The organism is Haliea atlantica (assembly GCF_054779855.1).
Genome location: NZ_BAAGXL010000007.1, coordinates 117,844 through 142,861 on the forward strand (window position 1 = coordinate 117,844; position 25,018 = coordinate 142,861).

The window sequence follows — 25,018 nt, forward strand, 5'->3', positions numbered from 1 at the left end:
GACGGACCCGCCCCTACAGGGTGCGGGCCACCTCCTTCACTTCGTAGACTTCGATCAGGTCACCGGCCTTGATGTCGTTGTAGTTCTTGACGCCGATACCGCACTCCATGCCGTTGCGCACTTCGCTGGCATCGTCCTTGAAGCGGCGCAGGGACTCCAGTTCGCCCTGGAAAATCACCACGTTGTCGCGCAGGACACGGATCGGCCTGCTGCGATAGACCGTCCCTTCGATCACCATGCAGCCGGCCACCTGACCGAACTTGGGCGAACGGAAGACATCGCGCACTTCGGCAATCCCCAGGATCTCCTCGCGCATCTCGGGGGGCAGCATCCCGGACAGGGCCTGCTTGACGTCGTCGATCAGGTCGTAGATCACGTTGTAGTAACGCAGGTCCACGCCCTCGCTCTCGACCAGGCGCCGCGCCGCGGCATCGGCGCGCACGTTGAAACCGAAGACCACGGCCTCGGCGGTCATCGCCAGGGTAATGTCGGTTTCGGTAATCCCACCGACACCACCGGACACCACGTTGACCTGGACTTCGTCGTTGCCCAGCTCCAGCAGCGAGGTCTGGATCGCCTCCAGGGAGCCGCGCACGTCGGCCTTGACCACCACGTTGAGCGTCTTCTTCTCGCCCGCGGTCATGCTCTCGAACATGTTGTCCAGCTTGGCTGCCTGTTGGCGCTGAAGCCGGGTAGTGCGCAGCTTTTCCTGGCGGTAGTCGGCAATCTCCCGGGCACGCTTCTCGTTTTCCACCACGGCGAACTGGTCGCCCGCATCCGGGGTACCGTCGAGGCCGAGAATTTCCACCGGGATACTCGGGCCGGCCTCATCGATCGGCTTGCCGTTCTCGTCCAGCATGGCGCGCACGCGGCCGGACTGCAGGCCCGCCAGGATAATGTCGCCCTGGCGCAGAGTACCGCTCTGGACCAGCAGCGAAGCCACAGGGCCCCGCCCCTTGTCCAGGCGCGACTCGATGACAATACCCTGGGCGGGAACATCGCGGGGCGCTTCCAGCTCGAGGATTTCCGCCTGTACCAGGACCGCGTCCAGCAGCGCATCAATGCCGTCACCGGTGTGCGCGGACACCGGCACGAACTGCGTATCGCCACCCCATTCCTCGGGAATCACTTCCTTGGCCGCCAGCTCGCTCTTGACCCGGTCGGGATCGGCGCCTTCCTTGTCCATCTTGTTGATCGCCACGATCAGCGGCACACCGGCGGCGCGGGCGTGCTGCACCGCCTCTTCCGTCTGCGGCATCACACCGTCGTCGGCAGCGACTACCAGGATCACGATGTCGGTGCTCTTGGCACCCCGGGCGCGCATCGCGGTAAACGCCGCGTGGCCGGGGGTATCCAGGAAGGAAATCATGCCGTGGCCCGTCTCAACGTGGTAGGCCCCGATGTGCTGGGTAATCCCGCCCGCTTCGCCAGAAGCGACCTTGGCCTTACGGATATAGTCCAGCAGGGAGGTCTTGCCGTGGTCGACGTGACCCATCACGGTGACCACGGGCGCGCGCGGCTCCGGCGTGCCCTCGTGCTGCGCCAGGGTTTCCTCGAGCTTCTCCTCCAGGGCGTCGGCACTGATCAGCTTGGGCTTGTGGCCCAGTTCTTCCACCACCAGCACGGCGGTATCCTGATCGATCATCTGGTTGATGTTGGCCATCACGCCCAGTTTCATCAGTTCCTTGATGACCACACCGGCCTTGACCGACATCTGCTGGGCCAGGCCACCGACGGAGGTCATGTCCGCCAGCTCGACCTCGTAGACCTTCTTCTCGGTAGGCATCTCGAATCCATGTTTGCTGTGCTCGGCGTGGGCGGCCTTGCCCTTGCGGCGACCACCGCGGCGGCGCGCCATCCCGGACTCTGCCGCTTCCAGGTCGGAAAGGGACAGGTTGTGGCCGCGCTGCTTGCCGCGCCCGCCGGGCATGCTGCGATCCAGGCGACCGCGACCCGCTTTTTTGCGCTGCTCGTCATTCTGCACCGGGGCCGGCGCTTCGTGCAGCCGCTTGGGCTTGCGCGCTTCAGCCGCTTTCTCGCGCTCCACCTTGGCGGCGGCTTCCGCGCGGACCCGCTCTTCTTCCGCTTTCTTGGCCTCCAGGGCAGCCTTGCGCGCCTCGGCCTCTTCGGCTTCGCGCTGCATGCGACGCAGGGCGGCGCGCTGGCGAAGCACTTCGGGATCGAGGTTCTTGAGCTTTTCCTCTTCTTCCTCTTTCTGGCGCTGGCGCTCGCGCTCCTCGGCGGCTGCAGCGGCCGCGGCCGCGGCTTCCTCGGCGGCCTTGCGGGCCTCTTCGGCCTCCGCCTGGGCCTTCACTTCCGCCTCCTGACGAGCGAGCTCCTCAGCTGCCTGCTGTTCAGCCAGCTGGCGGGCCGCGGCTTCATCAGCCTCGCTTGCCTGCGGAGCTTCTGCCGTGGCCACGGCCTCCTCTGCCTCCCCGGCTTCCGCATCGCGCTTGACGTAGGTGCGCTTCTTGCGTACCTCGACGTTGACCGTCTTGCGGCCCTGGGCACCGGAGGTGCGCAGGGTGCTGATAGTCTTGCGCTTCAGCGTAATGCGCTTGGGCGCAGCGTCGGACGCCTCGCCGTGGCTGCGCTTGAGGTAGGCCAGCAGCGTCTGCTTGTCCTCTTCGGATACCACTTCACCGGCAGCGGCATGGGGCAGACCCGCGTCCTTCATCTGCGCCAGCAGACGGTCCACGGATGCTCCCACTGTCTCTGCCAGTTGCTGTACTGTCACCTGCGCCATGCACTCTTCTCCTTGATCCCTTTCTGCCCTGCGTTGCGATCGATGGTAGCGGCTTATTCCGCTTCCTCGGCAAACCAGGGGGCGCGCGCGGTCATGATCAGCTCGGCTGCGCGCTCTTCAGTCATGTCGGGAATATCCAGCAGCTCTTCCACACTCTGCTCCGCCAGATCTTCCATGGTGATGATGCCGCGGCTGGCCAGCAAAAAGGCCAGGTGGCGATCCATCCCGTCCATCTCCAGCAGATCCTGCGCCGGCTCGTTGGCATCCAGCTGTTCCTCGGAGGCAATCGCCTGCGTCAGCAGGGCGTCCTTGGCACGCGCTCGCAGCTCCTCGGCGATGTCGGCATCGAAGCCTTCGATGCTCATCATCTCGTCGAGGGGCACGTAGGCCACTTCCTCCAGGGTGGTGAAGCCCTCTTCCACCAGAATCTCGGCCACTTCCTCGTCAATATCCAGGCTCTGCATGAACAGCTGGATCACCTGGCCGGCTTCCGCCTCGTGGCGTTCCGCGGCCTCTTCCGTGCTCATCACGTTGATGGTCCAGCCGGTCAGCTCGCTGGCCAGGCGCACATTCTGCCCGGCGCGACCGATGGCCTGGGCCAGGTTGTCTGCCGCCACCGCAACTTCCATGGTGTTGCTGTCCTCGTCCATGACAATGGACTCGACCTCGGCGGGCGACATGGCGTTGATCACCAGCTGCGCCGGATTGTCGTCCCACAGAATGATGTCGACGCGCTCGTTGTCCAGTTCGTTGGACACTGCCTGGACACGCGACCCGCGCATGCCGACGCAGGCGCCAACCGGGTCGATGCGCTGGTCATTGGTCTTGACCGCAATTTTGGCCCTGGAGCCCGGGTCGCGAGCCGCGGCGCGAATCTGGATCACACCCTCGGCGATCTCCGGCACTTCGATACGGAACAACTCGATCAGCATTTCCGGGCAGGAGCGGCTGAGGAGCAGCTGGGGCCCGCGGGTCTCGCTGCTGATATCCTTGAGGATCGCCCGCACGCGGTCGTTGATGCGGAAGGTCTCGCGACCGACCAGCTGATCGCGGGGCAGCAGACCTTCAGCATTGTTGCCGAGGTCGACAATAATGTTGTCCCGGGTAACTTTTTTGACCGAGCCGGACACCAGTTCGCCGACACGATGGCGGTACTGTTCCACCACCTGGGCACGCTCGGCATCGCGCACACGCTGCACGATCACCTGCTTGGCGGTCTGGGCGGCGATACGGCCGAAGCCGACGTTCTCGACCACTTCCTCGTGGACGTCGCCCGGCTTCAGGGACGGATCCTTCTCCGCGGCTTCCTCGGTGGTCAGCTCCGTGCCCAGCAGAGCCAGCTGGTCGTCGGGTACCACCAGCCAGCGGCGCACGGTCACGTAGTCGCCGGTCTTGCGGTCGATGGTCACGTGAATGTCGGCGTCCTCGTCGTAGCGCTTCTTGGTCGCCGTGGCCAGTGCCAGCTCGATCGCCTCGAAGATGATGTCCTCGGACACCCCCTTCTCGTTCGAGACGGCTTCCGCCACCATCAGGATTTCCTTTGTCATGTCTCGCCTCGCCAGTTCACTGACCGCATCAATCAATGCGGGGATACACGCGCGCCTTCTCTATCGCGCCGCCGGGCAGCAAGTACTCGTGGTCATCCACCTGCACCACGACGTCCTCGCCCTCGATACCCTTCAATTCGCCCTTGAAATTGCGCCGCCCCTCGAAGGGCCTGCGCAGCCGCACTTCCAGCAGCTCACCGACATACGCCGGGTATTGCTCCAGCCGGAACAGCAGGCGGTCAACACCCGGCGAAGACACCTCCAGGGTGTACTCGCCGGCAATCGGGTCCTCGACATCCAGAACCCCGCTTACCTGCTCGCTGACACGGGCGCAGTCGTCCACGGTGACGCCTTTTTCAGCGTCTATATAAAGACGCAGTACGCTGTGCTTGCCCTGGGACAAAAACTCCACCCCCCAGAGCTGGTAACCCAGCGCGGTCACCGATGGCTCCAGCAGCGTCTGCAGTTCCTCTTGTCTGGCCACTACCGACACCCCCGTCGCCCTGCCGAACTTTTTCCGCACAAACGAAAAAGCCCCTGAAAGGGGCTTTGACGAAACGTGCCGCAATCTAGGAGCGGGCGACACGTAATTGGTAGCGGGGGCCGGATTTGAACCGACGACCTTCGGGTTATGAGCCCGACGAGCTACCAGGCTGCTCCACCCCGCATCAAAACAGTCTCCGGTGAAGGCCCCTTGGCACTTCACACCCGGGTTCTTGAAGACCCCCGGTCGAGAGGCTGTGCATTATAGGGAGGCGACCCCCAGTGGTCAACCGCTCCCGGAAAAATTTCCTCAGGGGGCGTTTTTATCCGCCTCCCCAAGCACGCCCCGCGCCATCTGGTCCCGCTCGATGGACTCGAACAGGGCCTTGAAGTTCCCCTCGCCGAAGCCCTCGTCATCCTTGCGCTGGATGAACTCGAAGAACACGGGACCCAGCAGGTTGGCGGAGAAAATCTGCAGCAGAAGCCGCGGCGCCCCATCCTCCGTGGTGCCATCGAGCAGGATGCCGCGGAGACGCAGTTCGTCCACCGGCTCGCCGTGCCCCGGCAGGCGCTCCTCGAGCATCTCGTAATAGGTATCCGGCGGCGGCGGCATGAAACGCAGGCCCGCGGCCTGCAGCCGGTCATAGCAGGCCAGGATATCGTCACAGGCGAAGGCGATATGTTGAATACCCTCGCCGTTATAGGCCATGAGGAACTCCTCGATCTGACCACCGCCGCGGGCCTCTTCGTTGAGCGGGATACGGATCTTGCCGTCCGGGGCAGTCATCGCCTTGGACAGCAGCCCGGTGTATTCGCCCTTGATATCGAAGTAGCGGATTTCCCGAAAATTGAACAGCTCTTCGTAATAGTTGGCCCAGTAGTCCATCCGCCCCCGGTAGACATTGTGGGTGAGATGATCAAGGGTGTGGAAACCAAAGCCCTGCGGGCGGCGCTCGACGCCATCCAGCCAGTGAAAATCGATGTCGTAGATGCTCCAGCCCTCGGCGTAGCGGTCGATCAAGTAGAGTGTCGCCCCTCCGATTCCCTTGATCGCCGGCAGGCGCAGCTCCATCGGGCCGGTCTCGACATGGACCGGCTGGGCACCCCGCTCCAGGGCGCGCTGGTAGGCCCGGGTAGCATCCCGGACGCGGAACGCCATGCCACAGGCAGAAGGGCCGTGCTCCCGGGCGTAGTACCAGGCGTGACTGCGCGGCTCGTAGTTGGTGACGAAATTGATGTCACCTTGTCGCCACAGTTCGACGGCCTTGGTCCGGTGCCGTGCCACACGGGTAAAGCCCATGGATTCGAAAACCGGCTCCAGCATGCCCGGCTCCGGCGCGGTGAATTCGACGAACTCGAAGCCGTCCAGCCCCATGGGATTGTCAAACAGATCTGTCATCGGCCTGCCTCCCGGGCACCGCCTGGTGTGAAGGTCCGAAGTATAGTTGCCGGCCAATATGGTTGCAAATGTAACCAGTTTAGCCGAACCCGTACCCCGACCCCAGTCCGGTTGGACTATCCGCACCACCAGAGATGCTCCTGCCCCACTCACTGGCCGCCAAGCAGGCCCTGGGTCATACTCGCGGCTGGTTGATAACAACGACTCGGGAATACCTGTCATGCCCAACGGTTACCGCGCCCTGCTCGCCCCCCTTTGCGCCCTGCTCGTCAGCACCAGTCACGCCACCGCTGCCGATTCGCGTGCCTGGTTTGGCGAACTTCACGTGCACACCATGAACTCCCCCGATGCCTTCATGCTGAACGTGCGCACCTCCCCCGACGACGCCTACCGCTTCGCGCTGGGGGAAGCCATCGAGCACGTCAGCGGCGTTGAAATCCAGCTGCGGGAGCCACTGGACTTTGTCGCCATTACCGATCACTCCGAATACATGGGTATCCTGCCGCGCCTGTTCGACGAAAACAGCGAGTTGTCCGAGCTGGAACTGGCCGGCCGCCTGGCCGCCGATGACCCCGAGGAACGCCAGCACGCCCTGCTGGAAGTTCTGATGTCCATGGGCGACAACCGCCCCCTGGAGGCGCTGGTCGATCCCGACCTGCGCCACAGCATCTGGCAGAATTATGTCCGCCTGGCAGAGCAGTACTACCGGCCCGGGGAGTTCACCACCCTGGTGGGCTATGAATGGACCTCATCCGGTGGCATGGAGGAGATCAACCTGCACCGGAATGTGATCTTCCGCAGCGAAAAGGTCCCGGCGCAACCCTTCTCCAGTTTCGATAGCCCGGACCCCCGCAAGCTGTGGGAATGGCTGGATGCGCAGCGCGACGCGGGCATCGAGGCGCTGGCCATTTCCCACAACTCCAACCTCAGCAACGGCTTGATGTTCCCGGCGGAAAAAGCTTTCGACGGCAAGCCCATTGATGCCGAGTACGCCGAGTTGCGCCAGCGCAACGAACCGCTAGTGGAAATCGCACAGATCAAGGGCACCTCGGAGAGCCACCCTCTGCTGTCACCCAACGACGAATGGGCGGGCTTTGAACTGCTGGAAGACCTGCTCGGCGGCAGGGGTACCATCGGCGAACCCAAGGGCAGCTACGCCCGCGACGCCTGGCTCACGGGCCTGCAAATGGAAGAAACCCGGGGCTTCAACCCCTACCGTTTCGGCGTGATTGCCGCCAGCGACAGTCACAACTCCGGCTCCCAGGTCGAGGAGGACAATTACCACGGCAAGATCGGCAGCGCCGACGGCACCCCGGAAGCCCGCCGCGGTGGCAGCTTTATCAACACGCACCATATCCGCTATAGCTCCTCCGGCCTGGCCGGCGTCTGGGCCCCGGAAAACACCCGGGAGCAGGTCTATGACGCGCTGGCCCGGCGGGAGGTCTTCGGCACCAGCGGCCCGAGGATCCAGGTGCGCTTCTTCGCCGGGCAGGGCTGGCCGGAAAATATCCTCGAGCAGCACGACTGGGTCGAACAGGGTTACGCCGGCGGCGTGCCCATGGGCGGTGACCTGAGCGCGGCCGATGTCGCCGAGGGCGGCCCGGAATTCCTGCTCTGGGCGGTCAAGGACGCCTCAAGTGCCTGGCTGCAGCGCCTGCAGGTGGTCAAGGGCTGGGTCGAGGACGGCGAAACCCGGGAGCAGGTGTATGATGTCGCCTGTGCCGATGGCCTGAGCCCGGACCCGCAGACCCACCGCTGCCCCGACAACGGCGCCACGGTAGACCTGAAGAACTGTGACTTCGATCGCCACCGCGGCGACGGCCAGCTGGCGACGCGCTGGCGCGACCCGGCATTCAACCCGGATCAGCGCGCCTTCTATTATGTGCGCGTGCTGGAAAACCCCACCTGCCGCTGGAGCACCTGGGACAGCCTCCGCACCGGCCTGCCGCTGCCGGAGGACGTACCGCCGACACTGCAGGAACGGGCCTGGAGTTCACCCATCTGGTACCGGCCGAAAGAAAGCTAGGAGAATGGCGGGGCTGAGCAGCCCCAAACCGGTGGCCCCGCGAACACGGGGCCAACAGTATTTATACGTCAAGCCACAGGCGCCGCCTGCTGCCCGCGCACCAGACGCCCCGGCAGAGCGCCGGTGGCCTCACCCTCGCGATAGACCGCTACGCCGTTAACGAGGGTGGCCACATAGCCCTCTGCCCGCTGCACCAGACGCCGCCCTTTCCCAGGCAAGTCGTAGGTAATTTCCGGCGCGTGCAGGGCCAAACGGTCGAAGTCGATCAGGTTGATATCCGCCCGGTAGCCAGGGGCCAGCAGGCCGCGATCTTCCAGCCCCATGGTCAGAGCCGTTGCGCGACTGAGCCGGTAAACCAGCTCGGGCAGGGGCAGTTTCCCCTCGGCGCGGTCGCGGCCCCAGTGAGTCAGGGCGAAGGTGGAATAACTGCCGTCACAAATGGTGGCCGCGTGGGCCCCGCCATCCCCCAGACCGGGCAGCACATCCGGGTGTCGCAGGATCTCGCCCACCGCGTCCAGGCTGCCATCGGCGTAGTTGGCCATGGCCAGGTAGAGTACGGTGCCGCGCTCCCCCTCGACCATCAGGTCGTAGGCCACTTCCTCCGGTGATACGCCTCGGGCCTGAGCCCGGCCCGCAATACTCTGCTCCCAGGGCTGCTCGTAATTGGGCGGATCCCCCAGCAGGAACATGTGGTCGAAGTCGCGCACCATGCGGCCCAGCACCAATGCCGGATCCGGGTCCATCGGCTCGGCCAGGATACGTTCGCGCCGCGCCGGGTCGCGCAGGGCCTGCAGCCGCTCGGCCAAGGGCAAGTCCGCCACCTCCCGGTAGCCCGCGGTGGTATAGAAGGGGTTCAGGGTCAGCTCCACCCCGAGCATCATGCCGATGGCCCGCGGCATGACCTGGCCCTTGACTGTTGCTCCCGCCGCGTTCGCGGCTTCCAGGTCTTTCAGCAACTGGGGCCAGATATGCGGGCCGGTATTGCCGGTGCCGATGGAGAAGGTCAGGGGGCGACCCGCAGCCTCCGCCAGCTGCCGCAACACACCGACGTCCTTGCCCGGCAGGTGCACGTCCTCGACGATCTGGAACACGCCCTTGCCCTTGCGGCGCAAGGTCTTTGCCAGCGCCAGCAGTTCCTCGTTGCTGGCCTCCAGCGTGGGAATCGGCTTGCCGTCGCTGGAGCGGTGGAACAGGGTGCGCGAGGTGGCAATCCCCATGGCGCCAGCATCCAGGGCTTCCTCAAGCAGCGCGCACATGCGCGCGATGTCCTCTGCTGTCGCCGGCTCGCGATTGGCACCGCGCTCACCCATCACATAAACCCGCAGCGCCGCGTGGGGCAGGTAGCCCCCCACGTCCATGTCGTACTCGCGGGAGGCAATCAGATCCAGGTATTCGGGAAAGCTTTCCCAGGTCCAGGGCAGCCCCTGCGCCAGCACCGGGTAGGGTATATCCTCGACCCCGTCCATCAGCCGGATCAGGGTATCGTGATCGGCTTCCCGGCAGGGAGCAAAGCCGACGCCACAGTTGCCCATGATCGCGGTTGTCACCCCGTGGCAGGAGGACGGCCGCAAGCGGTTCTCCCAGGTAACGTGGCCATCGTAATGGGTATGCACGTCGACAAAGCCCGGTGTGACCAGTAGCCCGCGGGCGTCAATTTCTTCGCGTCCCGGCCCGAGGTTCCCGCCGACCGCAGCGACGATGCCATCGCTTATCGCCAGATCGCACACCCGGCCTTCACTACCACTGCCATCGAGCAGTGTGCCGCCGCGAATCACCAGATCGTAGTCGCTCATGCCGTTTCCTCCTGCTGTTCTTCTTCGATAATCCGGCCCATTTTGACGGTGCCACGGATCGTGCTCCGCTGCACAATCCGCACCTCATCCACCGGGTGGCCAAACGCCATGTGCATGGTGCGCCGGTTGTCCCAGAGCACGATGTCATTCTCCTCCCAGTCGTGAATGTACTGGAATTGTGGCTGCAGCGTATGTTCGATCAGCTGCTGAATCAGCGCATCGCTCTCCCGCTCCGGCATGCCGAGAATGCACTGAATATTCAGGGTGCTGACATTGAGGATACGCTGTCCGGTCTGGGGGTGAACCCACACCAGCGGGTGCGCGACCGGCGGAAAGCTGGGCAGATTCTTGCTGCTGGCCTGCAGCAGCTCGCCGTCCTGCCGGTTGAAGCGCATGCCACTCAGATCAGCACAGAAAATGTACTTGGCCTCCAGACCCTCGATACGCGCCTTGGTCTGCTCGTCCAGGGCCTCCCAGGCCATGGCGGTGTCGAGCCAGCCGGTCTGCCCCCCGTGCGCGCTCGTTTTTACCATGCGCAGCAGGGCGCCGGCGTTGGGCGTGGTAGCGAAGGCCAGGTCGGTATGCCAGGGAATACGCCCATAGGTCGGCACGCCATCGAAGGCGTAGACCGGCCCGGTCAGGCCCTTTTCGTTACTGAGCAGAATCAACTCGGGGTATCCCGGCAAACGGAAATGTTCAATCGGATGAGGCTCCAGCTCACCGAAACAGCGCGATAGCTGCAGCAGTACCTCGGGGGAGGTACCCAGGCCGCGAAACAGGACAATGCCTGCCTCCAGCCAGAGCTCCCGCAATGCCGCCACCGTGGTCGATGGCATGGCGTCGCTGACCTCGAGACCGGTCACTTCAACGCCGACACCACCTGGCAGAGGTTTCTTATCGAATGTCATGGGTCTATCTCCAATCGCGTGCGTGCCGGGGCACTTTGCCTCAGGCGCCGCCAGTCAACATCAGGCATATGGACTAGACCACGGAGAGCGCCGCGATCCTGCCACAGCGAACTCGCCATGCAGTACCATGGGATCGCCAGAGACGGGATTGAACCGCATGACCAAGACAACACCTCCCATTGGGCTGATCCAGACACTCTTCGACAGTCTGCTGGCAGAGCCGCCCTGGCTGGATTTCCTGCGGGCGCTGGAAAGCTGGCTGCAGGGCCACCACGGCGCCATGGTGCTGCGCCGCCCGCGTCCGGGCGACCCGGGCACGCTGATCTCTACCCAGAGCAACACCGCGGCCCTGACCGTCCTGCAGGATCACCTGTTCAACGAATCGCCCATCCTCGACCTGCCCCTGGACGAGGTGTGCATTCTGAGTGAAATGCTCAGCCGGCAGGAGCTGACCTCGCGACACAGTCGCTTCTATGCCTATATCCAGGAGTACGGCGCGGTCGAGGACATCATCGGCATCAATCTCGAGGAAGCGGAAACCGGGATGGTTTTTCGACTTCGCTGCGCCCGCCTGACCGGGCAGCCGAACTTCACCGGCGTAGACCGGGAGCGGATTCTGTCCCTGCTGCCCTGGCTGCGCACGGCCATCAGCCTGTATGCACGCCAGGCGCGCAAAGACTATCAGCTGAGCATTTCCGAGGCCGCCATCGGCCAGCTCACCATCGGCTCCCTGGTGATCGACGAGCAGGGACAGGTACTGATCACTAACCCGGTCGCCGAACGCACACTGGCAGCCAGTGATGGACTCGCCCTGGTACGGGGGAATCTGATCGCCAGCGGTACCAACAAAACCGCGCTGCGCGACGCCCTGCGACGGCTTTTCGACCGCGAAGATACTTCCGCCAGCGAAACCCTGCAGCTGCCGCGCTCGGATGGCCGCTACTGGAACCTGCTGATGCGACGCACAGCCACGCGCCCGGGCCTGGATGAAAGCGTCTCGAGAACCGCCCTGTTGCTGTTTCGCGATGCCGGCGGCCCCCGGGAGGTCAGCGAGGAACTGCTGATGGAATTGTTCGGCCTGACCCGCGCCGAAGCGGCGCTGGCGGCGCGGCTGGTACAGGGGGAGAGTCTCAGTGACGCCGCCGAGTCCCTGGGCCGCTCGCGCTATACCGCGCGCGCCCAGCTTGCAGCGATCTTCGCCAAGACGGACACCCACCGGCAACCGCAGCTGGTCAGCCTGATCCTGCACACCATCAGCCAGCTGTGGGGAGAAGCCAGCACCGACGACTGAAGGTAGAGACAGCGTTCGACGCTGCCGCGCGTAGCTCTTGGCTCACTCCGGCCGATACCAGATCGGCGACGTATAGGCGCGCTCCTGGTGCACCAGCTCCGTTCCCTCGGGAAGGTCCACGCCGAGACGCACCTTGTCATAGAGCGTCCAGCGCGGCGTGGGAATTTCCAGTACCCGCAGGTAATAGACCGCCGCCTGCTCGGGGTCGAAATCCGGGTCGGTCCACAGCGCAGACAGCTCGGCACTGCCAATGCTGTTGCTGTAACGGGCCTTGTCGCGATCCACGCTGTCGCCAACCGGGGGCAGCTTGCCCCGGGCGTCCGGCTGCCGCTCACCCGACCAGGCAACATCGTAGACGGCTTCGTGCATTTCCCCCCAGCTGTCCACCCAGCCCTTGACGATCTGCACCCGATCCAGGTTGGCCCCCTCGGGATCCTTCAGGGCCTGCACCATGAAACGCGGTGCACCCGCGGTGCCGGAGGAGCTCAGCTCACCGCCCATGGGGACCCCCTTGCGATAACCGTTCAGCGCGGGGTTGGGCCCCTGCAGATCCTGCTCCTCCAGGTTCCAGCCCCCAAAGAAGCGCACGCGCATGCGCGGCCCGGTGGTGGCGTAGACCTCGCGACGCTGCATGGCGTCAAACAGGGCCTCGCGGGTATTGTCGGTGGCCCAGACCGCGGCATAGCCGGAGGAGACCTGCAGGGTATTGGACATCTCCGCCTCGGGTATGCCCCAGATGGTCTGGGTGCGCCGGGGCCCGGGTTCATCCCCCGCCTTCTTGCCCCAGAAATTGTCCTCCTCGACGGCGGCCAGGGCGGTATGGGAATCCGTGCTGCCGATCATGCCAAACTGGAAGGGATTCACGCCGAGCTGCTGCCCCAGTCGCAACCCCAGTTGCAACGCGGGGCGCGCGTACTGATAGGGCTGCATCTCCGGACGCTGGGCCTCGTTCATGGCGATATTGAACTGGTCCCAGGTGCCGTAGTCGGCAAACTCGTCATTGGGGGAAAGCAGCGGATGGGCCTCGCTGTCACCCTTGATCTGGGTGACCTCCAGCAGCGGCTCCCAGCGGGCCCGACGCCTGGCATAGTCCGTGTCCAGGGGCTGGCCGTCGAGGGTCAGGTCGGAAAACATCTGCCCGCCACTCAGATTGCTGTTGTGGGGAATCGCCAGTATCTGGCCGCCGGTTTTTTCCTCGTAATCCGCCAGCCATTGCCACAGGTCCTCGGGATCGTCGCTGTCGAAGGCGGAGAAGGGGGTGATCTGGTCGGCACGCTCGGCACCATCGCGGAACACCATGATGCGGTGTAGGTTGTTGCCCCCCGGCATCGCCGACCACTCGTAGCCGATGAAGGCGGTAAACACACCCGGCTGGTTTGCCGCATCGGCCGCGCGGTTATTGGCTTCCCAGGGAGACGGCACGCCCTCCGGCAAGGTCAGTAGCGGCTCGCCATCCTCGTAGGAGTTGCCGATTTCCAGCATCAGCCGGCCGAAGGCGGTGGGCTCTCGCTGCTCGACGATGCGCTGCCAGGCGCGCGCCGTTTCATTCTGCATCATGCGGGGGTCGGCATCGCGGATCAGCGGCATTACTCCCAGGTACTCGGCGTGATCCGCCACGACCAGGAAATCCAGCGGTCGGCTCAGGCGGGCCGGCATGCCATTGGCCGCCGTCACGGTCTCACCCCGGGCAAAGCGGTAGGCGGCCTCGGGGCCGAGGCCGGTGACCCCGAACAGGTTCGCGTCCATGGACACCGAGGTGTGCAGGTGGGTATCCCCCCAGTAAACCTCCCGGGGGTAGTCCTGATTGGCCCAGGGCGAGTAGTCGCGCCGCGGGTCGGAGGCCTCATCCTGGGCGGCCAAAGGCACGGCCAGCGACGCCAGCAAAAGCGGAATCAAACCGAGGGGACTACGCATGCTGCGTCCTCCTGCAAATGTCTTGTTATTGTGTTCCCGCGCCGTCCGTCGAATGGCGGCAGGACTGTGACGCCCGGGCTTACTCGGGCGTCCCGGCACCGGCTTCCGGCATCTGCAGCAGTTCCAGATACAGTGGAAAATCCGGATTTTCCAGGTAAGCGAAGACGGTGTCGCTGTTCCAGCGCTTGTACCAGTAGGGGGTGTAGCCCACTTCGGCGAGTTTCGGAATCCAGGCATCGGTATCGTCGACCCGGTAGCGCAGATGATGCATGCCTTCGTGCCCCGCCTGGATGAACTCGCTGTGGGGGCTGACGCCGCCCTGCCACTCGATCAGTTCGATCTCCATATCGCCGCTACGGCCAAAGCCAATATGCAGCTTCACGTCTTCGGTTTTGCCGCGGAAGGTGGCGCCCTGGACCGAGCCATCAATGAAGGTGAAGGGGCCGAATACCGGTTCAAAGCGCTGCACCCAGTCGTCCAGCTTGCGCACCACAAAGCCGATCTGGTCGATGGGTGGCAATCCAAGGTGTTGCAATTGTGGATCCGGGCTCATGCAGATAACCTCATTATCGTATCGTCGTGACTGGGCCAGCGTAATACACTGCACTTAAGCAGTACCAACCCGCATGTTCGGGCTTTTGAACCGATCTTATATTTCCCTTGCCATTTCCGGCAAGAGAATTTTAATATACTTTCATTAAATTAGGAGTTACCGCGACAGCATGGCAAAAAGCAACGAACGCCAGCGCATCACCCCCCGCAGCGCCGCCACCCGGGCGCGGCTGGTCAGCGTCGCCGAACGGCTCTTTGCCGAACGCGGCGTGGAAGGCGTGCCCCTGAGCGAGATCAACAAGACCTCGGGGCAGCGCAACGCCAATGCCTGCCAGTACCACTTCGGCAACCGCGAAGGCTTGCTGCAGGCCATTATCGACAAGCACGTTCCCGGTATAGCCGCCCGCCGCGCGGAGTTGCTGGACGATCTCGAGCAGGCCGGGGAGCTCAGCCTGGAGGGGCTGGTGGATGCCTGGATAGAACCGGTGGTCGAGAAACTGCACGACCCGGATGGCGGACGTGAATTCATTCGCGTCAACGCCCAGCTCACTGCCCGGCACATGCTGTCCCTGCTCAAGCCAGGCCAGGGCGCCCTGCACGCACCGGGCGCCGGGCGCCTGACCAGTGGTTGGAACCAGTTACTCGCCGCGCTGCCCGCGGCGGTGCGCCAGCAGCGCCTGCACCTGGCCTCGATCCTGGTCTTCCAGGGGCTCGCCGATCACTCGCGCCTCCAGGAGCACCTCGGGGACGATGACCCCGCCCACGATACCCAACTGTTTGTCGCCACCCTGCGCGACGCGATCATCGCACTGCTGCAGCAGCCCGCTTCGGCCGACTGCCTGCAAAGTGCCGAACAAGCCCAAGCGACCGGAGACTGACGTCCACCATGAGCAATACGATCCGCATCACCGACCTCGCCAATCCGCAGCTGACCGAGATACAGCGCGCGGCGCTGGACTATGGCGAGCAACAGCCGGTCGACTTCAGCGAGAGCGCCGTCCTCGACGCCGCCCGCCAGCGCACCGGCCTGGATGATTTCGGCCCCGGGGATTTCCGCGAACGCCTGCAACTGCTGATCGACGAGTGGGGCAACGACCCGGACATGACCCGGAGCCAGCGCGCCAACCTGTTTGGCTACCTGGTGCGCTACGCCAGCAATCGCCTGCTGATCCAGAGCGAGTGGACCCGGCACCCCGACATCCTCAAGCAGGAGATTCGACAGCCAATCATTGTGGCAGGCCTGCCCCGCTCTGGCACCACGCACCTGCTCAACCTGCTGGCCGCCGATACCCGCTTCCGCTCGCTGCCACTGTGGGAATCCTATGAGCCGGTACCGATGCCCGGGGAGCAGCCCCTGCCCGATGGCACCGACCCGCGCTACCAGCGCTGCGAGGAGGCCTGGCAGGGCATGCAGCAGGTCACCCCCCTGCTTGCAGCGATGCACCCGATGAACCCGGACCACATCCACGAGGAACTGGAACTGATGGGGCCCGACTTCGCGTCCTACAACTTCGAATGGCTGGCACCCAGCCCCCGCTGGCGCGACCACTACTACGCCACGGACCAGACCCCGCACTACGCCTACATGCGCGACGTGCTGAAGCTGCTACAGCATTTCCGGGGGCCCGACCGCTGGGTACTGAAATGCCCGCAGCACCTGGAGCAACTCCCGGTACTGCGCGAGGTCTTCCCCGATGCCACCTATGTCATTACGCACCGTGACCCGGTGGCGGTGATTCAGTCCGCCGTCACCATGATTGCCTACGGCCAGCGCATGGGTCGCAAGCGTATCGATACCAAGGCCCTGATCGACTACTGGTGTGACCGGGTCGAGCACCTGCTGCAAGCCTGCGTACGCGACCGGCCGTCAATGCCCGAATCGCAGACGGTGGACGTGCCCTTCCATGAATTCATGGCCGACGACATGGCCATGGTGGAAAAGATCTACGCCAAGGCCGGCGTGGAACTGACGGGCAAGGCCCGGGGGGAAATGCAGGCCTTTATCGATGCCCACCCGCGGGGCAAGGAAGGCAAGGTGGTCTACGACCTGAAAGGGGACTTCGGTGTGGACCCCGCCGAACTGCGAGAGCGCTTCGCGTTCTATTTCGAACGCTTCCCGGCGAAGCCGGAGGCTTGACCAGGGCCGGGGGCGATCAGGATTGATCCGCCCCCTCATCTCTCACATCCTCCGACTCAACCAGGCTGGCAACGCTGGTGATAACCAGGCGCACGAGGTCTGCCTGCCGTGACGTGCCGGTCTTGCTGAAGATGCGCTTGCAGTATGTGCGGGCTGTCTGCTCGGTAATTCCCAGACGCTCTGCCACCGTTTGCAGTGATTCACCCTCGGCCAGCAACACCGCAAAACGCGCCTCGGTGGGGGTCAAGCCAAACAGCTTACCGACGTGCTCAATACGGGCGACTGGCACAAGACTTTGCCGAGGTCGCAAATAGGCCACCACGGCAGCGCCCGGCAGACGCTGACCGGGCAGTGCTGTCAGGCGGCGCAATAACAGACCCACCGCATCATGCGTGTGTGCTCCTATCATGTAGGACACCGAGTCATCGACTCCCTGCAGAACATCTCGCAGGGCCTGGTGAAATGCCTGCTCGTCACCGAGCCCGGTAAACTGCAAGCCTCCTCGCTGCGACAGCCGAAGGAGCGGGTTCTGCCCTAGCAGCTGTTGAGCCGAGTGATTCGTGGTCAGAACTCGCCCCTGCTCATCCAGTAACAGGGTACACAGTCCCAAGTGATCCGCGGTCCTGCGAAAGGCACTCTGTTGCGTACGCAGGCTTTCCACGAACGCATAGAGGCGGACCGCTCGCTCGAGGTGCGGCAACAATGCCGCAAACAAGGTACGCTCTGGCTCACCATAAGCACCGCCCACGTCATCCCGACTGAAGTTGAACCAGGCGCGGATACCCTGCCCATCATCGACACAGGCAACCAGGGCGTGCTGATTGCCCATCGGCACACAGAATTCCCGGTAGTACCGGCTGCGCTCGAAATCTTCGCGTGAAATAAAATCCTCATAGGCAAAGATCCGACCGGGCTGGATGCCTGGATAATCGATCGGATTGAGGCTCTGGTACTGGTCGTAATACAGGTTCTGCAGCGTATAGGTCTGCCAGAAGTCCGTGTCCAGCACGTCGCGGTGAATCTGCCGCTGCTGATCGGCACTGAACATCAACAGCGCGTTTCGCGAATTGAGCGCGAGGCGCATCTGGTGCAGCAATTCGTGCCAGCCCTCGCGACTCATCACCGCTTCGTAGCACGCACCGAGAAGCTCCTCGAACATGGCTGTGTCCCCGGCCATCATTGCGGAGCACAGACTATACCACGCCGTTGACCTCAGCCCTTCAGCTGCATGGGCAGAAAGCGATAGCCCTGGGTGAACGGCCCCACATAACGCTTGCCTTGCTCGGGGTGAACCGAGAAGTTCGGCCAGCGCTGGAGGATTTCCTGCAAAGCGACCTTGATCTCCAGGCGTGCCAGAGGCGCACCCAGACAGGCGTGCAAGCCACTGCCAAAACCCAGGTGTCTGCCCTGGTTGTCGCGTGTAATATCAAAACGGTCGGGGTCCTCAAACTGCCGCTCATCGTTGTTGGCCGAATTGTACAGCAACGCGACCATCTGCCCTTCGCGCAGGGCCTGGCCGTGAAGCTCGTAGTCCGCGGTCAGGGTCCGCGTCATGATATGCGTGGTCGAGTTGTAACGCATGGCCTCTTCAATCGCCCCATCCATCAACTCGGGGCTTTCCAGCAGCAGGCGGCGCTGATCGGGGTTCTGCTGCAGGAGAATCGCCATATTGCCGATCATCTTGGTTGTGGTCTCGGCGCCAGCGATGCTCAGCATGATCCCGAAGCCGATGGCCTCATTCCTTGGCATGGTCCCCTGCTTGACGGCTTGGAGAAGGTGATAGAGCAGATCGTCCCCGGGGGGCGACGATTCGCGTTGTGTCAGAGCCTCATCATAGTACTCGCTGAGCTTCTGTATGGAGGTTTTGGCACGTTCCTCGCCGTTGGGCTGCTCCCCATCGGCCAGCAAGTCGACCAGGTGATTGAGAGCTGCGGCATCTTCCCGGGGTATGCCGAGGATTTCCGACACCATCAACGCCGGCAGGTATTCCGCGAAATCCGCGGTCAGGTCCATACTGTCCGCTCCCTCGAAGGGGGCGAGGAGATCGCGGGTGGTGCTGCGGACGATGTCTTCCATTGCCACCAGGCGTGCCGGAGACAACAGCGGTCGGATGAAGTTGCGCATCGCGGTATGCTTGGGGGGGTCCATCATTAACAAATTGGGGTACTCGGCGAAGTACTCGCCGCTATCGCCCGAGGTCCCGCCACCTGCGGCACAGCTGAAAACTTTCCAGTTATGTGCGGCGTTGCGAACGTCCTCATAGCGCGACAACACCCAGCATTGCGTTGAATCACTCCAGTGGCAGGGGGACTCGTCGCGCAGGCGCCGGTACAGTGGACGTGGATTGTCGTAGAAGTGCGGGTCGTAGAAATTGAACTCGATGCTCATCGGATATGCCCTCGCTTGTCAGCCGGAAATTTTCCAGGTTGGCTGCAAAAGCTAGCAGCGATGGGCTGGGGGTAATACCCCCATATGGTGACTGCTCCGCCGTGCGCGTGACGCTAGGATTACCGGAGCGTCACGACAAAGTGTCGTCTGACAGTGCGTCTGAGAGGAGTCAGGTAATATGGTGCATGTAACTTTCAACTATCGCGATGGCAGCCACCATACGGTGGAGTCGGAAGAAGGCAACTCACTGATGATGGCCGCCTACCTGGAGGGCATTCCAGGCATAGAAGGCATCTGCGGCGGCGTGGCCGCCTGTGGCACCTGCCATGTCGCCGTGGCGGAGCCGTGGCTGGAATCCTGCGGGAAAATAGACTCGGTCGAGGAGAAACGACTGGAGATGGTCAGCGGGCGTCAGACAAACAGCCGCCTTGCCTGCCAGATTACACTGGACCGCGACAAGGACGGCATGCAAGTACTGGTCATTGAGGAGTAAGACCCGGGCTATGCCTGGCAGTCCACCATGACCTTCACCGCTTCCTCCGGGCGCTGTGCCGTCGCAAAGGCTTCATCAAAACGGGACAGGGGGAAGCGGTGACTGATCAAGGCGTGAGCGTCGACGCGGCCCGAGGACAGCATATCGATAACCGCGGGGAACTCGTCCGGGTAGGCCATCGAGCCGCGGATGCACAGCTCTTTCGATAGCACGGAAAGCAGATCCAGCGAGGCCGGCGCCTTGTGCACACCGACCAGGGTAATACGGCTGCCAAAACGCGCCAACTTCACGCATTGTTCAAATACGGCACCCACACCTGTCGCCTCGATCATCACGTCCACGTCCGGCAGCGATTGCCCCAGGTTCTCGGTCGAACCAAAGGCATCCTTCAGGGTTGCTTCCACATCCGCCGTTGACGGATTGCAGGTTACGGCCCCCAGTTTCCGGGCCAGCTGCAGGCGCGTTTCGCTCATGTCCACGACGACACAGTTCTTTGCCCCCCGGTACTGTGCCACCAGCAGCGCGCCCAGCCCGATCGGCCCCGCGCCGAAAATCACCAGCTTGTCCTCGGCCGTCAGCTCACTGCGATTGATCGCATGCATGGCCACGCCGAGGGGCTCGACCAGGGCGCCGTCCTCATCGCTCAGGTGATCGGGCAGCCGGAACAGGATACCCGGATCCGTGGCCACACCTCGAACCAGCAACTGCGGCGAGAAGCCACCTTCAGGGCCGCCGTTGCCAATGCCGTTACCTCCCGCGGTAGGATTAACCACCACACGATCACCGGCTTGAAAGCCGCGGACATTGTCACCGACCTCTTGCACCACACCGGACAGCTCGTGCCCCAGAGGCATGGGGGCGGGGTTGCCGGGCAAGCCGCCCATGGCGACGTAGCTGAGGTCGGAGCCGCAGATGCCACACTGATGGACGCTCACGAGCACATCCTCGGGCCCGGGCCGCGGTGTCGATACGGCATCGAGCGCGAAATTACCGGGTGCGTGGATACGAACTTGTGGCATGGTCTTCATACTGATCTTCTCCTGCATGGAATCGGGCACACTCGGAGCCGGTGCCCGTGATAGCTTATCGAGTCTGGTACCAGATCGGGGAAGTATAGGCCCGCTCCTGCTGTACCGCTGGCGCGGCATCCGGCAAAACCGCGCCGAATTGCACCTTGTCATAGAGCGGCCAGGTGGGCGTGTGAACCTGCAGGACACGCAGATAGTAAAACGCTGCCATCTCCGGGTCGAACTCGGGGTCCGTCCAGACTGCTTCCAGTGTGCGAGCGCCCACTTCGTCAGATGACTGGGCTGTATGCGGATCCACTGTTGAAGGTAGGGCCGGCAACTGACCGTTCTTGTCGAGCTCTCTATCCCCAGCCCAAGCCACGTCAAAGACCTTCTCCCGGGTTTTTCCCGAGGGCTCCAGCCACCCTTTGACAATCTGCAGACGGTCCAGGTTGGCGCCAGAGGCATCCTTCACCGCTCGGGCGACAAACACCGGCCCAGCAGCCATGCTCTCGCCATGGTGCAACTCCCCGCCCATCGGCACGAACCCTTCTGGTGCTCCCCGGTGCGGTATGACCGAAACGTCGATCTCGTCGTTCCAGCCACCGTAGAAACTGACGCTAATCCGCGGCCCGGTGGTGGCATAGACTTCGCGGCGCATCATCGCATCGAAGATCGCCTCTCGGGTATTGGCTTCAGCCCAGACCGCCGCATAGCCCGAAGCGAGCATCTCCCAGGCATATACTCGGGCATCGGGATTGCTGGCCAGGAACTCGTTTTCGATACGCGTCGCGGAAGGCGCGTCATATGCAAACTTGCCCCAGAAATTGTCCTCGTCCGCGGTCGCCAAAGCCGTATGCGAATCGGTGCTGCCGATCATGCCGAACTGGTAGGGATTGATACCCGTGCTTGCCTCCAGATACAGGCCATTTTTCAGAGCAGAACGCACGTATTCATAGGGGAACATCCAGTCGGCATGAGGCACCTGGCCGGTAATATTGGCCTTATCCCAGCGCCCAAAGTCGGCGAATTCGTCATTCGGGGAAAGGAAAGGGTGGGTTTCGCTGTCACCCTTCATCTGGGTGACCTCAACAATCGGCTCCCAGCGCTTCCGGCTTTGCAGGTATTGCCGGGACAAGGGGGCGCCCGCTTCCGCCGACAGCGGAAACATCTGCCCCCCACTCACATTGCTGTTGTGGGGGATCGCCAGGACACGTCCGCCCTGGCGCGCCTCATATTCCTCAAGATAGGCCCACAAGCGTTCAGGCTCTGCACTGTCCAGAAAGGAGAACGGCTGAACCTGCAGCGTCTTCTCCGGACCATCCCGGAAAATGACGTTGCGGTGAAGATTGTTTCCACCGGGCGTGGATGTCCACTCAAACCCTGCGAAAGTCGTGAACCGACCCGGCTTGTTATAGGCCTCTGCGTAGCCCACCAGATCCGCCCAGGGATCGAATTCCACGCCCGACATATCAAGCTGCGGTCCTCCCTCGGTCATGAAGGCCTGCTTAAGCGCCTCGCCACCCTCCTGTAGCAGCGCATACCAGCGCTTTCCGGATGCCTGCTCCAGCAACACCGGGTTGCCAGTACGGAGCTCGCGAATCACACCCAACTGCTCTGCATGGTCTGCCACCACCAGGAAGTCCAGTGGCCGATCCAACTGCGCCATGCTTCCAGGGGCGACCTCCACCGGCTCACCCATCGCAAAGCGGTAGGCATCTTCCGGTGAAAGAGTATTGCCATTGTAGCTGGCGTCCATGGAATAGGACGAATGTACATGGGTATCGCCCCACAGCAGCTCCTTGTCAGCAGCCCAGGCAGCATCCAGCAGAAGCAGGGTTCCCGCCAGACACAACAGTCTCTCTTTCATGTTATTAACCTCCCCGACTCTAACTTCGGTCAATATTTTTAATATATACGTCTTATATGTTTTACGTTCAATACAGATTAGTAGAAATGCTTAACAACAGTAAAAAAGCGTAGATTGACGGATTACTAAATAACTTGCAGTTCAATCGAACCCCAGCATAACATATACTTTAATATAACTTCATTAATATGGAGAGATTACGATGCCGACTATGATCAACCGCCTCGCAGTGCTACCCACCCTGGCCCTCGCCAGCCTGGCTGCCACGGCACAACCGGCGCCCGCCCTTGAAGAGGTTGTCGTTACAGCCCAGAAACGAACGGAAAACCTCCAGGACGTACCGGTTTCCATAGCCGCCTTCGGCGCCAGGGAACTAGAGACCTTTCAAATTAGCGGCGTGCAGGATATCGCCACATTCACCCCCGGGATGATTTCCGTCCCGCAGGCCGAGTCCGGCGGCGGCCTGCGCATTGCGATTCGGGGTGTCATACCTTCCGGTGCCTCTCTGGGTCTGGACTCCCGAGTGGCCATCTACGTCGATAGCGCATATGTTGGCAAAGGCTCTGGTGCGGTATTTGACATGGTCGACCTGGAGAGGGTGGAAGTACTCAAGGGACCGCAAGGCACGCTCTACGGGCGAAATGCTGTCGCCGGTGCCATTAACCTTATCCCAGCTAAGGCACATTTCGAGGGTGTATCGGGTAGTGTCTCTGCCGGAATGGGTAATTTCGACAGACAGGAACTCAAGGGCAGTATCAACCTCCCCTTAACCGACACCTTGGCAGTCAAACTCTCAGGGATGCGTCATCGACGCGACGGGTGGGTTGAGAACCGGGGTCTGGGCGAGGATTTCATGGGCTACGACCGCCACGGTCTTCGACTGGATATGGCTTGGCAACCTTCTGACTCGGTGCGCATTGACTACGCGTATGACAACCTGACCGCAAACAGCACTCCGACCTACTACCAATCCATCCCGGAAGGTACCGGCGGTGCCTTTGCCGCACTTCTGCTGCCACCCTTTGGCCACGGACGGCGCGATAGCGTAGACAGCGCCATTGATATTCCTGAGGTTGAAGTCGAGGCACGCTCGCATACCGTAACAGCCAACTGGGACTGGGCCACCCATCACAGCACAAAGCTCGTAGCGTCCCATCGACAACTCGACTCGACACGCTGGAGCGGCTTCTTCACGGAATCGCCGATCAACCCACTCGCGGGGTTTGACCGCATCTTTGCCAGCAATGCGCCGGAAACCGACGTGGATGACCACGAGCAGTACAGCCTCGAATTCAACGCCACCGGCACCCTCGGCGAGACGCTTGAATATGTCGCAGGGCTATACTATTTCGATGAGGATACTGGTAGCGGGCAGCCCCACTACACGACCAGTGATGTCCCCTTCCTCAGTGGAACCCACAATCAGGCTCGCTTCAAAACCGAGGCTCTCGCGGCCTTCGGGCGGATGTCCTGGAGCCCAGACGCGCTGGGCCAGAAACTCACGCTGACAGCAGGTCTCCGCGTATCCCACGACGAGCGCGAGGCTACAGCAAAGACCTTTGCACAGGTCGTTGATGCCAGCACCCCCCCGCTGAGGATCATCGGTGGTGTTCCGATAGCCTCCCTGAGCAGCGACGATAGCTGGGACAGCGTGGATCCGGAAGTGATCGCGGAGTACCAACTGGCCGACGACACGATGCTCTATGCCAAATACAGCACCGCATTTCGTTCCGGAGGCTTCAATGAAAGTGCGACCGCTCTCGACACTTTCACCTTCGACAAGGAGGAGATTGAGGCCTGGGAGCTGGGCATCAAGTCAACGCTATTTAATGGCAGACTACGCGCCAATGCTGCCACATTTCTCTATGAGATAGATGGCCTTCAGCAAGTCATATCCCACCCACAAATCCCTAATATTCTCACCGTCGGCAACTCCACCGCAGAAACCTCCGGTTTTGAGCTCGACCTTACTGCTCAGCTGACAGAGCACTTCTCCGCCTCACTGGCCTATGCCTACCTGGATACAGAGGCGGACGATATACGGGTAGTTTTCGACGTACCGCAACGCCTGGTCGTCGACTTTCCCAGCGGATCGGCGGGCAACCCTCGCAACTCACTGTCGATCAATCTTGACTACGCGCGTAGCCTCAGTGATCTGGGAGAGGCTTATGCGCACCTGGGTTTCAACCACACGGATTCTTTTTTCGTAACCACCAATAATGCACGCCTGGACGCGCGCGACATCCTGAATGCTCGTATCGGACTGCGAGAAATATCAGTAGGCACCGGTATGCTGTCACTTGGCTTGTGGAGCCAGAACCTGACCGATAATGAGTACCATATCGACCGGATCGAATTTTCCACTTTTGGGTCTGTCGGACTGGGCTATGACGTTGTTGCTTTCGGCACTCCGCGCACCTATGGGCTCGATGTGAAATACGATTTCTGACTACCGAAAATCAAC

Annotated in this window: 18 protein-coding genes and 1 tRNA gene; 6 read left to right on the forward strand and 13 right to left on the reverse strand. The window is 62.5% G+C overall.

The window, feature by feature from the left end; genetic code table 11:
• Window positions 1-13: 13 nt before the first annotated feature.
• The 5 genes from infB to hppD form a co-directional block, all read right to left on the reverse strand.
• Window positions 14-2,746, reverse strand: coding sequence for a translation initiation factor IF-2 (gene infB, locus ACYVGS_RS08485; protein ID WP_460588243.1), 2,733 nt, complete (start codon window positions 2,744-2,746; stop codon window positions 14-16).
• Window positions 2,747-2,799: 53 nt separating this feature from the next.
• Entirely contained in the window at window positions 2,800-4,293 is a 1,494-nt protein-coding gene (nusA, locus tag ACYVGS_RS08490) for a transcription termination/antitermination protein NusA (protein WP_460588244.1), read from the reverse strand.
• A 28-nt stretch (window positions 4,294-4,321) separates the two neighbouring features.
• Window positions 4,322-4,777 (reverse strand): ribosome maturation factor RimP, encoded by a 456-nt coding sequence (rimP, locus tag ACYVGS_RS08495; RefSeq protein WP_460588245.1) that lies wholly within the window; start codon window positions 4,775-4,777, stop codon window positions 4,322-4,324.
• Window positions 4,778-4,884: 107 nt separating this feature from the next.
• Window positions 4,885-4,961 (reverse strand) — tRNA-Met (locus tag ACYVGS_RS08500).
• A gap of 125 nt (window positions 4,962-5,086) precedes the next feature.
• Window positions 5,087-6,175, reverse strand: coding sequence for a 4-hydroxyphenylpyruvate dioxygenase family protein (gene hppD / locus ACYVGS_RS08505; RefSeq protein WP_460588246.1), 1,089 nt, complete (start codon window positions 6,173-6,175; stop codon window positions 5,087-5,089).
• Window positions 6,176-6,395: 220 nt separating this feature from the next.
• Here hppD and ACYVGS_RS08510 point away from each other — a divergent pair, with 220 nt between their 5' ends.
• Window positions 6,396-8,201 carry a DUF3604 domain-containing protein gene (locus ACYVGS_RS08510; protein WP_460588247.1) on the forward strand — a complete coding sequence of 602 codons (1,806 nt, stop codon included), beginning with the start codon at window positions 6,396-6,398 and terminating at the stop codon, window positions 8,199-8,201.
• A 68-nt stretch (window positions 8,202-8,269) separates the two neighbouring features.
• Here ACYVGS_RS08510 and ACYVGS_RS08515 read toward each other — a convergent pair whose 3' ends face one another.
• On the reverse strand, window positions 8,270-9,994 hold the full coding sequence (locus ACYVGS_RS08515) for an N-acyl-D-amino-acid deacylase family protein (RefSeq protein WP_460588248.1): 1,725 nt from the start codon (window positions 9,992-9,994) through the stop codon (window positions 8,270-8,272).
• Window positions 9,991-10,902, reverse strand: a complete 912-nt coding sequence (locus tag ACYVGS_RS08520; RefSeq protein ID WP_460588249.1) for a TauD/TfdA dioxygenase family protein — start codon at window positions 10,900-10,902, stop codon at window positions 9,991-9,993. The genes ACYVGS_RS08515 and ACYVGS_RS08520 overlap by 4 nt, the downstream gene beginning before the upstream one ends.
• Before the next feature lie 157 nt (window positions 10,903-11,059).
• On the opposite strand from ACYVGS_RS08520, the gene ACYVGS_RS08525 reads away from it, so the two are divergent.
• Window positions 11,060-12,193, forward strand: coding sequence for a helix-turn-helix transcriptional regulator (locus tag ACYVGS_RS08525; protein ID WP_460588250.1), 1,134 nt, complete (start codon window positions 11,060-11,062; stop codon window positions 12,191-12,193).
• Between the two features lie 42 nt (window positions 12,194-12,235).
• Here the strand turns inward: ACYVGS_RS08525 and ACYVGS_RS08530 are convergent, their stop codons facing one another.
• Window positions 12,236-14,107, reverse strand: coding sequence for a DUF3604 domain-containing protein (locus ACYVGS_RS08530; RefSeq protein ID WP_460588251.1), 1,872 nt, complete (start codon window positions 14,105-14,107; stop codon window positions 12,236-12,238).
• A gap of 79 nt (window positions 14,108-14,186) precedes the next feature.
• Window positions 14,187-14,660 (reverse strand): VOC family protein, encoded by a 474-nt coding sequence (locus ACYVGS_RS08535; protein ID WP_460588252.1) that lies wholly within the window; start codon window positions 14,658-14,660, stop codon window positions 14,187-14,189.
• 169 nt (window positions 14,661-14,829) lie between these two features.
• Between ACYVGS_RS08535 and ACYVGS_RS08540 the strand changes: the two genes are divergently transcribed.
• Both ACYVGS_RS08540 and ACYVGS_RS08545 read left to right on the forward strand, forming a co-directional pair.
• Window positions 14,830-15,537, forward strand: a complete 708-nt coding sequence (locus tag ACYVGS_RS08540) for a TetR/AcrR family transcriptional regulator (RefSeq protein WP_460588253.1) — start codon at window positions 14,830-14,832, stop codon at window positions 15,535-15,537.
• An 8-nt stretch (window positions 15,538-15,545) separates the two neighbouring features.
• On the forward strand, window positions 15,546-16,796 hold the full coding sequence (locus ACYVGS_RS08545; protein ID WP_460588254.1) for a sulfotransferase family protein: 1,251 nt from the start codon (window positions 15,546-15,548) through the stop codon (window positions 16,794-16,796).
• Window positions 16,797-16,812: 16 nt separating this feature from the next.
• Here the strand turns inward: ACYVGS_RS08545 and ACYVGS_RS08550 are convergent, their stop codons facing one another.
• The gene (locus tag ACYVGS_RS08550; RefSeq protein ID WP_460588255.1) at window positions 16,813-17,955 is read right to left on the reverse strand and encodes a helix-turn-helix transcriptional regulator; all 1,143 of its coding nucleotides are present in this window, start codon (window positions 17,953-17,955) and stop codon (window positions 16,813-16,815) included.
• Window positions 17,956-18,008: 53 nt separating this feature from the next.
• Window positions 18,009-19,184 carry a cytochrome P450 gene (locus ACYVGS_RS08555; protein WP_460588256.1) on the reverse strand — a complete coding sequence of 392 codons (1,176 nt, stop codon included), beginning with the start codon at window positions 19,182-19,184 and terminating at the stop codon, window positions 18,009-18,011.
• A 178-nt stretch (window positions 19,185-19,362) separates the two neighbouring features.
• On the opposite strand from ACYVGS_RS08555, the gene ACYVGS_RS08560 reads away from it, so the two are divergent.
• Complete coding sequence (locus ACYVGS_RS08560) at window positions 19,363-19,677, forward strand: 2Fe-2S iron-sulfur cluster-binding family protein (RefSeq protein ID WP_460588257.1); 315 nt, start codon at window positions 19,363-19,365, stop codon at window positions 19,675-19,677.
• An 8-nt stretch (window positions 19,678-19,685) separates the two neighbouring features.
• Here ACYVGS_RS08560 and ACYVGS_RS08565 read toward each other — a convergent pair whose 3' ends face one another.
• Both ACYVGS_RS08565 and ACYVGS_RS08570 read right to left on the reverse strand, forming a co-directional pair.
• A complete protein-coding gene (locus tag ACYVGS_RS08565; RefSeq protein ID WP_460588258.1) occupies window positions 19,686-20,705 on the reverse strand; it encodes a zinc-dependent alcohol dehydrogenase in 1,020 nt (339 codons plus the stop codon).
• A gap of 55 nt (window positions 20,706-20,760) precedes the next feature.
• Window positions 20,761-22,554, reverse strand: a complete 1,794-nt coding sequence (locus ACYVGS_RS08570; protein WP_460588259.1) for a DUF3604 domain-containing protein — start codon at window positions 22,552-22,554, stop codon at window positions 20,761-20,763.
• A 202-nt stretch (window positions 22,555-22,756) separates the two neighbouring features.
• Between ACYVGS_RS08570 and ACYVGS_RS08575 the strand changes: the two genes are divergently transcribed.
• Window positions 22,757-25,003 (forward strand): TonB-dependent receptor, encoded by a 2,247-nt coding sequence (locus ACYVGS_RS08575; protein WP_460588260.1) that lies wholly within the window; start codon window positions 22,757-22,759, stop codon window positions 25,001-25,003.
• The last annotated feature ends 15 nt before the right edge of the window (window positions 25,004-25,018 follow it).

Excerpts from the sequence above, each read along its gene's own strand:
- ACYVGS_RS08545 (WP_460588254.1), top strand. The coding sequence starts at position 15,546 with ATGAGCAATACGATCCGCATCACCGACCTCGCCAATCCGCAGCTGACC.
- ACYVGS_RS08535 (WP_460588252.1), bottom strand. The coding sequence starts at position 14,660 with ATGAGCCCGGATCCACAATTGCAACACCTTGGATTGCCACCCATCGAC.
- ACYVGS_RS08515 (WP_460588248.1), bottom strand. The coding sequence starts at position 9,994 with ATGAGCGACTACGATCTGGTGATTCGCGGCGGCACACTGCTCGATGGC.
- nusA (WP_460588244.1), bottom strand. The coding sequence starts at position 4,293 with ATGACAAAGGAAATCCTGATGGTGGCGGAAGCCGTCTCGAACGAGAAG.
- ACYVGS_RS08520 (WP_460588249.1), bottom strand. The coding sequence starts at position 10,902 with ATGACATTCGATAAGAAACCTCTGCCAGGTGGTGTCGGCGTTGAAGTG.
- ACYVGS_RS08570 (WP_460588259.1), bottom strand. The coding sequence starts at position 22,554 with ATGAAAGAGAGACTGTTGTGTCTGGCGGGAACCCTGCTTCTGCTGGAT.
- hppD (WP_460588246.1), bottom strand. The coding sequence starts at position 6,175 with ATGACAGATCTGTTTGACAATCCCATGGGGCTGGACGGCTTCGAGTTC.
- ACYVGS_RS08560 (WP_460588257.1), top strand. The coding sequence starts at position 19,363 with ATGGTGCATGTAACTTTCAACTATCGCGATGGCAGCCACCATACGGTG.
- infB (WP_460588243.1), bottom strand. The coding sequence starts at position 2,746 with ATGGCGCAGGTGACAGTACAGCAACTGGCAGAGACAGTGGGAGCATCC.
- ACYVGS_RS08555 (WP_460588256.1), bottom strand. The coding sequence starts at position 19,184 with ATGAGCATCGAGTTCAATTTCTACGACCCGCACTTCTACGACAATCCA.
- ACYVGS_RS08565 (WP_460588258.1), bottom strand. The coding sequence starts at position 20,705 with ATGAAGACCATGCCACAAGTTCGTATCCACGCACCCGGTAATTTCGCG.
- ACYVGS_RS08550 (WP_460588255.1), bottom strand. The coding sequence starts at position 17,955 with ATGTTCGAGGAGCTTCTCGGTGCGTGCTACGAAGCGGTGATGAGTCGC.
- ACYVGS_RS08530 (WP_460588251.1), bottom strand. The coding sequence starts at position 14,107 with ATGCGTAGTCCCCTCGGTTTGATTCCGCTTTTGCTGGCGTCGCTGGCC.
- ACYVGS_RS08525 (WP_460588250.1), top strand. The coding sequence starts at position 11,060 with ATGACCAAGACAACACCTCCCATTGGGCTGATCCAGACACTCTTCGAC.
- ACYVGS_RS08540 (WP_460588253.1), top strand. The coding sequence starts at position 14,830 with ATGGCAAAAAGCAACGAACGCCAGCGCATCACCCCCCGCAGCGCCGCC.
- ACYVGS_RS08575 (WP_460588260.1), top strand. The coding sequence starts at position 22,757 with ATGCCGACTATGATCAACCGCCTCGCAGTGCTACCCACCCTGGCCCTC.
- ACYVGS_RS08510 (WP_460588247.1), top strand. The coding sequence starts at position 6,396 with ATGCCCAACGGTTACCGCGCCCTGCTCGCCCCCCTTTGCGCCCTGCTC.